The organism is Chitinophaga pinensis (genome assembly GCF_007896845.1).
GTDB classification, from domain to species: domain Bacteria; phylum Bacteroidota; class Bacteroidia; order Chitinophagales; family Chitinophagaceae; genus Chitinophaga; species Chitinophaga pinensis_C.
In genome coordinates, this window is the sequence record NZ_VOHS01000049.1 from 25,350 (window position 1) to 35,980 (window position 10,631).

The 10,631-nt window shown below is 45.2% G+C and carries 10 protein-coding genes; 6 read left to right on the forward strand and 4 right to left on the reverse strand.

Going from position 1 to position 10,631, the window contains the following annotated elements; translation table 11 throughout:
• Nucleotides 1–4 precede the first annotated feature (4 nt).
• Nucleotides 5–1,837, forward strand: a complete 1,833-nt coding sequence (locus FEF09_RS26155) for a glycoside hydrolase family 35 protein (RefSeq protein WP_146307843.1) — start codon at nt 5–7, stop codon at nt 1,835–1,837.
• A gap of 272 nt (nt 1,838–2,109) precedes the next feature.
• Here the strand turns inward: FEF09_RS26155 and FEF09_RS26160 are convergent, their stop codons facing one another.
• From FEF09_RS26160 to FEF09_RS26175, 4 genes are all read right to left on the reverse strand, one after another.
• Nucleotides 2,110–3,114: a hypothetical protein gene (locus FEF09_RS26160; RefSeq protein WP_146307844.1), complete on the reverse strand. Its 1,005-nt coding sequence runs from the start codon at nt 3,112–3,114 to the stop codon at nt 2,110–2,112.
• 62 nt (nt 3,115–3,176) lie between these two features.
• Entirely contained in the window at nt 3,177–3,992 is an 816-nt protein-coding gene (locus FEF09_RS26165; protein ID WP_146307845.1) for a hypothetical protein, read from the reverse strand.
• A 1-nt stretch (nt 3,993) separates the two neighbouring features.
• The gene (locus FEF09_RS26170; RefSeq protein WP_146307846.1) at nt 3,994–4,671 is read right to left on the reverse strand and encodes a hypothetical protein; all 678 of its coding nucleotides are present in this window, start codon (nt 4,669–4,671) and stop codon (nt 3,994–3,996) included.
• Nucleotides 4,672–4,831: 160 nt separating this feature from the next.
• Nucleotides 4,832–5,488 carry a DUF1266 domain-containing protein gene (locus tag FEF09_RS26175; protein ID WP_146307847.1) on the reverse strand — a complete coding sequence of 219 codons (657 nt, stop codon included), beginning with the start codon at nt 5,486–5,488 and terminating at the stop codon, nt 4,832–4,834.
• Between the two features lie 137 nt (nt 5,489–5,625).
• On the opposite strand from FEF09_RS26175, the gene FEF09_RS26180 reads away from it, so the two are divergent.
• The 5 genes from FEF09_RS26180 (at nt 5,626) to FEF09_RS31025 (ending at nt 10,214) form a co-directional block, all read left to right on the forward strand.
• The gene (locus FEF09_RS26180) at nt 5,626–7,842 is read left to right on the forward strand and encodes a sensor histidine kinase (protein WP_146307848.1); all 2,217 of its coding nucleotides are present in this window, start codon (nt 5,626–5,628) and stop codon (nt 7,840–7,842) included.
• Between the two features lie 4 nt (nt 7,843–7,846).
• Nucleotides 7,847–8,272, forward strand: a complete 426-nt coding sequence (locus FEF09_RS26185; protein WP_222597152.1) for a response regulator transcription factor — start codon at nt 7,847–7,849, stop codon at nt 8,270–8,272.
• A gap of 14 nt (nt 8,273–8,286) precedes the next feature.
• Nucleotides 8,287–8,472, forward strand: coding sequence for a response regulator transcription factor (locus tag FEF09_RS31960; RefSeq protein WP_222597154.1), 186 nt, complete (start codon nt 8,287–8,289; stop codon nt 8,470–8,472).
• A 521-nt stretch (nt 8,473–8,993) separates the two neighbouring features.
• Complete coding sequence (locus tag FEF09_RS26190; RefSeq protein ID WP_146307849.1) at nt 8,994–9,638, forward strand: hypothetical protein; 645 nt, start codon at nt 8,994–8,996, stop codon at nt 9,636–9,638.
• 411 nt (nt 9,639–10,049) lie between these two features.
• Nucleotides 10,050–10,214: a hypothetical protein gene (locus FEF09_RS31025; protein ID WP_186774539.1), complete on the forward strand. Its 165-nt coding sequence runs from the start codon at nt 10,050–10,052 to the stop codon at nt 10,212–10,214.
• The last annotated feature ends 417 nt before the right edge of the window (nt 10,215–10,631 follow it).

Sequence of the window (10,631 nt, forward strand, 5' to 3'; positions counted from 1 at the left end):
CGGCATGAAAAAGACTGGCTTTATTACATTACTCATTGTTTTTTCCTACCTGTTTTCAATCGCGCAGCAGCAACATACTTTTACGTTAGGTGATACGGCTTTCCTGCTGGATGGAAAACCCCTGCAGATGATATCAGGTGAAATACACTATCCCCGTGTACCCAGAGAATGCTGGCGGGATAGAATGAAGATGGCAAAAGCGATGGGATTGAATACGATTGGTACCTACGTTTTCTGGAATGTCCATGAACCGGAAAAAGGGCACTACGATTTCTCCGGCAATAATGATATCGCTGCATTTGTAAAAATGGCGAAAGAAGAAGGGTTATGGGTGGTATTAAGACCTAGTCCTTACGTTTGCGCAGAATGGGAATTCGGTGGTTATCCTTACTGGCTGCAGGAGATCAAAGGACTGAAAGTGCGCAGTAAGGAGCCGCAATACCTCGAAGCCTACAGGAACTACATCATGGCGGTAGGTAAACAACTATCCCCCTTGCTGGTGACCCACGGCGGAAATATCCTGATGGTACAGATTGAAAATGAATATGGTTCCTATGCTGATGATAAAGATTATCTCGATATAAACAGGAAGCTATTTATTGAGGCCGGCTTCGACGGACTGCTATATACCTGTGATCCGAAAGCGGCTATCAAAAATGGCCATTTACCAGGCTTATTACCGGCTATTAATGGCGTGGATGACCCCATACAGGTAAAACAGCTGATCAACGAAAATCATGGCGGAAAAGGGCCTTATTATATCGCGGAATGGTATCCTGCCTGGTTCGATTGGTGGGGTACAAAACATCATACCGTTCCTTATCAGGAATATCTGGGTAAACTGGATAGCGTGCTGGCCGCAGGGATATCCATTAATATGTATATGTTCCATGGCGGTACAACGCGTGGTTTTATGAATGGTGCGAATGCCAATGACAGCGATCCGTATGAACCACAGATCAGCAGTTATGACTATGATGCTCCGCTGGACGAAGCAGGTAACGCCACTGAGAAGTTTATGCAGTTCCGTAATGTCATTGCCAGACACCTGCCTGCTGGTACCACCTTGCCGGACGTGCCGGCAAAAAGACCGGTGATCACGATCCCTGAGATCCATCTTCCAAAGACAAGCAGTATTTTTGCACTGTTACCAAAGCCTGTTGCCAGTACTACTCCCCGCACATTCGAGGACCTCGGTCAGGCTTATGGCTGGGTAATGTACAGCACGACTCTGAAAGGGGGTAAAAAGGGCCTTTTACAGCTGAAAGAGTTACGTGATTATTGCATAGTAATGGTGAACGGAGAAAGGGTAGGTGTACTGGACAGAAGATCCAAAAGAGATAGTATTTTACTGGAACTGCCGGCCGGTAAAGTGAAATTGGACCTGCTGGTGGAAAATCTGGGCCGTATCAATTTTGGTCCGTACCTGTTATCCAACCGGAAGGGTATTACCGAAAAAGTGTTATTTGACAAACAGGAACTGAAGGGCTGGCAACAATACCGCCTGCCATTCGATAAATTACCGGCGACAACGGTAAAAGCCACCGGATCAGGCCAGCATGCACCTGTCTACAGACAAGGAACCTTTACACTGGAACAAACCGGCGATACATGGCTGGATATGAGTAAATGGGGGAAAGGCGCTGTCTGGATCAATGGACATCATTTAGGCAGATACTGGCAGGTCGGTCCGCAACAGACTATCTATGTGCCGGCAGAATGGCTGAAAAAAGGCACTAATGAGATCGTCGTAATAGAGCTTATAAAACCGGAAATGGAGACGCTGTCAGGTATTGATCACCCAATACTGGATATATTACATCCGGAAGCACTCTAAGGACAATTTCCATGCTGATATTGATTATATAGTACTTTGATAATAGTCATCCTTCGTTGATCCTTCGTTCATAAACGAAGGATCAACGAAGGATGAACGAAGAAGAATAAATACCAGACAAAGAACAAGGCGAACACTGAACAATGATAAAGGACACCTGTAAGGGTGTCTTTTTTTATGCTATATATCTCAAGTGATGGATCGTTTTCATAGAAAACCCCCGCACCAGGAATGGCCGCGGGGGGATACTATAAAACCATTAAAAGACACAACTATTTTAGTTTTCCCATTTCTTCTATAAGATCAAGGAAATATTGTAGTGCGTTTTCTTTCTCTTTGGGTACATCAGCAACCATATCAACACCTACATAACCGTCTTTGATACCTGTGGAAGTCATATACAGGTTACCCGCACCATCAAGCAGCTTACGCATTTTCTCTGCACCGTCACCCAGTTCGCCCGCAGGGATGCTGGCGCTCATTGTTTTTGGGTTAAAGAACAGGGAGAAATTGTTTTTGCTTAACAGCGCTTTTTGCTCTTTGCTGATATTACCTTTGAAAGAACCGCTCTGGATCTGACGGATATCCTTTATGGAAGTACCAATAAACACAATACCGTCTTTGATCAGGAAGTGCAGATTGAAAGGCATCTTCCTTGACTGTTCAAGGGAGTAAACGCCGTTATCCTGCAATATTTTCTCTTTTTTGATGCCATATTGTAACAGACGCTCTATGATACGGGGATCATCGGAGGAGAACATGTACAGGAAATCAGGCAGGGTTTCCGTTTTAGTTTTGATAGTATCCCTGTATTCAAAGGTTTCCGGATCGTAGTTGTAAGAACTGTAGCTGACTTGTTTTTCACTCAGTCCTGACAGCAGGAATAATGCATCTCCTTTTACTACTTTGGCCACGGCTTTTTCGTCGAGGGCAATGGATAAGAATTCGCCGAAAATGCTCATTTCTTCATCAAACTTTCCATACATACCGGTAAACAGGGACGGGAGCTCGTTCATATAGGCCTCGGTATTAAAAGCGATGCTCATAAAGCCTATAAGGCTGTCGCTATTAACATATTTCAGGAACTTTTTGTTCAGTTGCTGGTCGCAGATCTTTCCATAGCTGGCTGCTTTCTGCGGGTCGAGTCCGATTTCACTGGTCAGGCGCATCTTATCTTTGCCCAGATACAATCTGGCATTGAAGGAGCCATATCCGCGCATGAGATAACCGTATTTCATCAGCGTATAAGGCAGGAAGGAAGAGTAGATGCTCTGCATGTCAGTCATCCAGAAAGTGGCGACTGCATCCGGATCTGTGGTACGTCTGTAGCCCGGGCTATTCAGGATAGAAGGTGTGTTTTCTTTTTGTCAAATACCTGTAAAGCGTTATTGGTGAGCCATAACATACTCAGACTGTCTTTGATAAGCTGGCGCTCTTCATAGCTTTGTCCTTCGTTATATGCTTCATTATCATTGAAATCCACTACCGGTGGCGGTGGTGCATCATCGGGTACTGTTGTTGGTATGGTATCCGGCATTGGTGACGGGGCTTCTACGATGACGGGTTCATCATAGGTAGCTGTTGCAGCAGAATCTGTGATTTCTATAGGTTCAACTGTATCTACATAAGGATCGCCGGCAAGCTCGATATCATATCTGGCTGCTCTTGCTGAATCAGCAAAGAAATTGTCTTTCGCACGACCATAGGTCAGGAACACAAACTGTTTATTCCATGCTACCACACTTTTCGCGCTGGGACGAGCGGATACATTGATCCCATTCTGTTCAAATACAGGCTCCTGACTGCTGCGCAGCAGGGCATCCACTTTATTAGGATCCGCAATCGGGATCAGTACGCAGGTATAATCGATACTGTCAGTCATCTGGAAGTAGTAGTAACTATTCGCAGAGAGACTAAAGCCCAGTTCTTCGATGCTTTTATAATCCTTCCGGGTGCTTTGGGATATAGACTCCAGCAGCTTTTTTCCGGGTAGGGAACTATTGACGGCATTCACAGTAGTGAGACGGAATAATTGTCCGCTTTTTATAGAAGCGACAGTAAATGCTTTTTCGGGGATTTTATAGGCTAAGTCCTGCGCGGAAGCTGTTAATCCGGTGCAGGTAGCAAGCGCTATCAATTGCAAAACTCGTTTCATGCTATTTTGATAATTGTATTTGATTGGAAATGTCCGCCTTACCACTTACGAGGTCATACAAAGGGAGGCGCTGCATGACAGCCTGCTGGTTTTTGGCCAGTCGGGCGGCCTGATTACTGTAACTGCTGATGACGTTCCCGAACCTGAAAATGCTGATATAGGAGGCTGCTTTGAGCACTTCCTTGTCCTTCTCTTTCATTTTACTGAATTGCTCCCGGACTTCGTTGGAGTATTTATAGTCCCTTGTAAATTTCGCCTTTTCCTGATCGTAGGAATAGGTGGCGGCTATATTGGTGTTAACTTCATATTCATCCAGCAGCTTTTTCGTCAGATTGTTGATGTCAGAAGTATTTCTGAAAGAAAAGCTGATGGTAGCAATATAATTATTAAAATCCGTTTGTTGCGTAACATTGGAAATCCCCTTCATGGTCCTCAGCTTCGCGGCTGCCTCCTGCATCTTCTCCTCAATTTCAGGGCGTCCCGGTACTTTATGGCCGCGGATACTGTCCATCATCAGGAGGGTCGCGATCTTTGTTTTACTCTGGCTGAAATTCAGGGTTAGTTTCATGTTTCCGGAGCCGTCTTTATTCACTGTTACGTCTTCAATCACTTCGAAACAGGAGCTAAAGAGGGTGGCGAGTAAAAAAAGACAGCTAATAAAGGGTTGTTTACTAAACATATGGCAAAATTACGGCAGACTGAAACAAATAAGAATACCGGGATACCGGTATTTTCTGTTGATCTGCCCAAAACATGATAAAGCTGGTATAAAGCCGGTATAAAGCCGGAGGGCTCTATACCGGGGTATCAGGGCAAAACAAAGGATCAAAGGAATAATGTTACAACGGATGAGAGACCACGAAGAAATCGTCCTTATAAAAAGAGCCCAGCGCGAAAATGTAATCCAGCGCATTGTCAATGGAAGGGTCAAAAATGAGGGTCCTGCCTTTGAGGTAGCCCAGATAGTAATCCAGCCAGTTGGTATAATGCTGCTTCGCCAGCTTGTGGAGCGCCTTCAGGTAGCCGAGCGCTTCTTCCTGTGTTAACCAGTCTGCATTGAAGGCATAACGGGTAATAAGCCCCGCACGTTCAATATCCCAGGCAGACAAGTCCCGTATGCCATCGAAGTACTCCTTACTAAAATAGAGGTTATGTTGGGCGAAAGACTTCCCGCAATTATCTTTAATACGCTGGTAAAGGGCATTGTCCGTCAGCTGTTCTGCTGACATAAAGGCCTGTTTCTGCGTCACCGGTAGGGTCAGCAGATCGTTTATCAGTGCTTTGGTATCAGTGCTATTATGGATCCTCCACGCGTTCTGCAACAATGGGATCAGCTGTCCGGATGCCAGTCTTGACTGTAAGGTCAGTGCATCACGGCGCAGATTACCTTCGATCAGTAAAGCGCCTATGTTCAGGTATGGTTCCCATTCGGCAGACAGCTTATGCTGTTGATAGAACTCGTCGCGTACAGGTTTCGTCTTAAAGAATCCAAACATACTAAAGGGTTTTGTTTTCGTTGATAGGTCAAAGGTAGCGGCAGATGAAGATGCCTTTTCTCCCTAAATTCAACTAATTTTCGTAAAAACGTTTTGTACTATATTTACGCCATCTATCGTAGAATAAAAGTCTTGTATTGGTTCGTATATATATCATCCTGACGTTATGCCATATCTTTTTCTTTGGTACCTCCTCCGCACAGCGGGGCGCTGATACATTGGAAGCAGCCCTGAAACGCCCCGGATTGGAAAAAGGTGAACGCATCCTGTTAATGACGAAATATGGTTCTGTCCTGTTCTTCAGGGACGAGAAAGCAGCGGCTTTCCGCGTTTTTCAGGAACAGCTGATACAGGCGGGTAGTATGCCTGATGGCAGATATGCCGCATATACTTATGGTATCCGGGCAATGAGCCGCCGTATTGATGATCAGATCAACGCAGCACACAAAGACCTCGATAGTGCTGTCATGTATGCAGCGCATACAAAGGATATGCGTATAAAGGGGTATGTGGAATATTGCAGGGGATGGATGCAGAACCGCGATAATCAGGCTGCGGAAGCTGTTAAGAGCTTTATCAGCGGACTCAGATTACTGGAAGCTGCGGGTACAGATGATTATAAAGGCGCCATTTATAATGAGCTGTATAGCATTTATGCAGAATGGAATGATTATAATACACAGGAGAAATACGCACGTCTTAATCTCATGCTGGCCGCAAAGACGCGTAACCCCAACACGATCTTCAATGCCTATCGTATGATGGGCACCACTTTTGAGTCCCAATACCGGCTGGATACGACTTCTGCAAGACCCCTGGATTCTGCATATCATTATTACACCAGAGCCTTGCATGTGTTTGAGAAGAACAGACCGAATATGGAATCAGCTTCCGACTATGCATTCATTGCCATAAATCTGGCCAATATATTCACGCAGTTTGCGGACTATCAGCAGCGGGACAGCGCATTGCGCTATACGCGAAAAGGACTGGAAGATGCATTGAAGAATAAGCAATACACCTTTGTTGCAGATGCATACACGATCCTTTCCCAGTTTGCAGAGCTGGATAAAGACTATAAGACCGCACAGCATCTCATGATACAGGCACTTTCTTATATACAACAGGAAACCCTGTATGATAACCGGACATTGTTTACCATATTCAGGCGCTTGTCAGATCTCGCGGAGCGGGATAGCAACTATGTGGATGCCTTACATTATTACCGGGAATACCTGAAAGTCTATCAGGATGTATATGATGCGGAAAAAATGTCCACCGGTAAACGGCTGGAAGCCCAGTATGAAGCAGAAAAGAAAGAAAAACTGCTGGCATTTATGCAGCTGGATGCAGAAAGAAAAGCAGGGGAGATAGACCACCTGCACTTTCAGGATGAACAAAGAGCGCAGCAACTGGCCTTTATGGAACTACAAGGTGAAAAGAACCGTCAGCAGTTATCTCTCGCACAGTTACGCGCACAACAAAAAGAACAGGAACTGTCAATGGCCCATATGAGATCCCGGCAACGTGATCAGGAACTCAAAGCTATTCAGCAGAAGATGCTCTACAACCGTCGGCTGAATACGGTGTATGCATTGCTAATATTGGCCAGTCTGGCGGCATTGGGGTTGATGATATATGCCTACCGGGAACGTTCTAAAAGTATGCGGCAGCAAAGCAGAATGCATCAGCTGGAGATACAACGGATCAATAAAGATAATGAGATTATTACTTTGTCAGCCATGCTGGACGGACAGGAGAATGAACGGGCCAGACTGGCGAGGGATTTGCATGATGGTCTCGGCGGACTATTATCCGGCACAAAAATAGAGTTGTCAGGTATGCTGCCTATGCTGGGACAGGACAGCCAGAAAAGCCTGCTCAGAAAGACGCTGGGACGCATTGATGCAGCCGTTGCAGAATTGCGGCTGGTAGCACATAATCTGACACCCGAACTGCTGGCCAGACAGGGCCTGGCGGCCGCTTTGCGTAATTACTGCGAAAACCTCAGTAACGATCAACTCGAGATCACTGCGCAGATCGTAGGGGTGCATGCCAAAATGGACCATGTAAAAGAGATTGTGGTATATCGCATCGTACAGGAACTGGTCAATAATGTTGTCAAACACGCGGCTGCATCTGCCGTACTCGTACAGCTACAGCAGAACGGCAATCAGCTCTTTCTGACAGTCGAAGACGATGGAAAAGGATTTGATATAAATAAGGCGGGAAACTCACGTTCCGCCGGATTGCTCAACATACGCTCCCGGGTAGCTTACCTGAAAGGAGATATTCAGTTTCACGCTGCACCGGGTGAGGGAACGGCTGTAGAGATCAATTTCCCGATTAATTAAGTATATGGTAAGGATATTTATCACCGATGATCATCCGATAGTACTGGAAGGACTAAAGAACGTATTGAATGCTACAGACGGCTTTTCCGTAATGGGTACCTGCTCCACAGGAAAAGAGACACTGGAAGCTTTTCAGGAGAAAGAACCTGATATTTTACTGCTGGATATTAATCTGCCGGATATCAATGGTGTGGAATTGTGTGCGGAAGTAAAGAAGAAACACCCGGACGTCTATGTAATCGCATTGAGCGTGCATAATGAGGCGCCTATTATCAATAGTATGCTGAGACAGGGAGCGAGTGGATATATTCAGAAAAATGCCCTTAGCGAGATCATTGTGGAAGCGATTCAGGATGTATTAAAAGGGGGTAGTTATGTGTGTGAACAGTCGAGAGAATCCTGCGCCGGCAGAGTGGTAAAGGCGGACTGACGCAACTGCCTAAAATGACGCGTCGGGAGAAGGAGATCCTGAAACTGGCAGCAGAAGGGCTGACCATTGCGCAGATAGCGGAGCAGCTGTTTATTAGTCCGTATACCGTGGAAAGTCACCGAAAGAACCTGATGGATAAGTTTGGCGTGAACAGTGTGGCAGCTGCCATTAAACTGGCCGGGCAATATGGCTTTCTGTGACCTTTGTTATTTTCTTTAATGACTACGGTCCGGATATATGCTGTTTAAAAAAACATATAGAAGATATTATTCTGAAAACCATTTCATTCCAACACAGCAGTTAGTGTATAAATGATATTTTTTCTGCGAATGTTTTGAAATATTCGTTATTGTATGTAGGTTTATACCATATTTGAGTTTGCAACAAACTAATTAAAGGAACCAATTAAGAGACACTGTACCACAGTATTGTTGCCCACTGTCATTAACCATAAAATATAGCCGTGATCTGATGTTGTAACATGCAACAGCAGATTATCTATACCGTAGTATTACAACATAAATAGTTATAAACCTCTACCATGAAATCAGTTATCCCGGGTGGCGATGCCAGCCAGCCATTGCGTATGTTATTTTATTCGCGATTAAACACATTGTTATGTTAACGGGCAGATAAGAACTTCCCGACAATTACATGTCTATACGAAATACGCTTCTCCGGAAGGGCGGATTTGTATTCCCTATACTTAAATATATATTAGATGATACTGGAGATTATTGCCAGACGAAAGAAAGCATTCGCGATGGCGATGCTGACGCTGCTTTATTGTGAAGTAGTCCTGCCCGGATACGCCTTTGCGGCAGGAGGAATAAATAATAGCAATCACACAAGACGGACCTATGATCCGATACCACCAAAAGAAAGTGTTTTCCGAGGCCATGCGGCCGGTATCAGCGTGCCGCCTGTGGCTCCGTTGAAAGCGGAAAAAGCAATGGAAGATGGTGGGCCCGGTCAGCCGGAAACGCAGACATTCCATTCAGTCGGGGATCAGAATATGGTAGACCTGTTTACGGGTGATTTCTCCTATAGTATTCCCTTGCTGGATGTGGACGGATATCCTTTGGCGATTGGCTATAGCGGAGGAGTGACGATGGAACAGGATGCCAGCTGGGTAGGTCTGGGATGGAATATCAATCCGGGATCTATTACACGTAATATGCGTGGTCTGCCTGATGATTTTAGCGGGACAGATACGATTCAGAAGATGTCCAGTGTAAAAGAGAACAGAACGGTGGGAGTAACGGTTGGTGCGGATGTGGAATTTACTGGTTTGAGCGAATATGCAAAGTTCTTTCTCGGTGCAAGTATTGGCGTGTTGCATAATACTTATAAGGGAGTCGGTTAGAAACAAATGTAAATACCAGCATCAATGCAGGGGCTAATAATATGGGTTGGTTCACTACCGGGCTGTCTATTACGAATAGTTCACAGGAAGGGCTTACAATAGGTCGCTCTCTGTCATATAAATTCGCAGATGAAAAAGCAAGAGCAAACGGCGGCCTGAGTGGCAGTGTGTCTATGGGAACAGCTTATATTCCCGGGAGGGGTTGAAAGCCCTGACTTTTAGTGGCGGATTAAAGCAATACCAGAAAGACGGAGACAAGTCTTATTCTGCACAAAACTCTACATTTTCTACTTTTATTTCCTTTGCACATCCATCCTTTACTCCATCTATTAATCTTCCTTTTACCAACTCATCGTATAATTATACCGCAAAAATTGGATCTGCAGAAAAGGTTTACACCCAAGCCTCTTTGTGAGTGGTTATGTAGCGAAACAACGTATCGCGAATGAAGACAAACGTATTGCACTACCTGCATATGGTTATCTGCATTATCAGCGGGCAAATGGCAACGAAGGGCTTTACTGGATTATAACAGGGAGAAAGAAATCGCCTACAGGAAAAACCAGAAGTACCTAATATTGCTGTGCCTTCCTATACTTATGATGTGTTTTCGGTATCTGGCGAAGGACAGGAGGAATGTTCCGTGCTTATCGCGGCGATATCGATATGTCTATGATCATGCGGTAAGGACAAAAGATAATTCCTCCAGTGGCAGCGTGGACATCGGCGTTGGTGACATGGCCCATTTCGGTATAGATCTTCATAAGACAGGGCATATACACAAGCGGTCCGTGGCTCGAACAGAATCCTCTGGCCACAACGGTAGCCTTCCGTAAATCGATAAAAACTTCGAAGCGGCTTATTTTAAAAATCCGGTGATATCACTGTGAATCCGAAGCCTTTTATGATGCGATCGGTGGTGATGATGTGGTAGCAGTAGACCTCTTTCAGGCAGGTAATAGCAGTGCCGTGATCGAGACAACGAATAAGCTG

What these genes read in the sequence shown, in the direction of transcription:
- FEF09_RS26155 (WP_146307843.1), top strand. Translation starts at nt 5, where the DNA reads ATGAAAAAGACTGGCTTTATTACATTACTCATTGTTTTTTCCTACCTG.
- FEF09_RS26160 (WP_146307844.1), bottom strand. Translation starts at nt 3,114, where the DNA reads ATGCAGAGCATCTACTCTTCCTTCCTGCCTTATACGCTGATGAAATAC.
- FEF09_RS26165 (WP_146307845.1), bottom strand. Translation starts at nt 3,992, where the DNA reads ATGAAACGAGTTTTGCAATTGATAGCGCTTGCTACCTGCACCGGATTA.
- FEF09_RS26170 (WP_146307846.1), bottom strand. Translation starts at nt 4,671, where the DNA reads ATGTTTAGTAAACAACCCTTTATTAGCTGTCTTTTTTTACTCGCCACC.
- FEF09_RS26175 (WP_146307847.1), bottom strand. Translation starts at nt 5,488, where the DNA reads ATGTTTGGATTCTTTAAGACGAAACCTGTACGCGACGAGTTCTATCAA.
- FEF09_RS26185 (WP_222597152.1), top strand. Translation starts at nt 7,847, where the DNA reads ATGGTAAGGATATTTATCACCGATGATCATCCGATAGTACTGGAAGGA.
- FEF09_RS31960 (WP_222597154.1), top strand. Translation starts at nt 8,287, where the DNA reads ATGACGCGTCGGGAGAAGGAGATCCTGAAACTGGCAGCAGAAGGGCTG.
- FEF09_RS26190 (WP_146307849.1), top strand. Translation starts at nt 8,994, where the DNA reads ATGATACTGGAGATTATTGCCAGACGAAAGAAAGCATTCGCGATGGCG.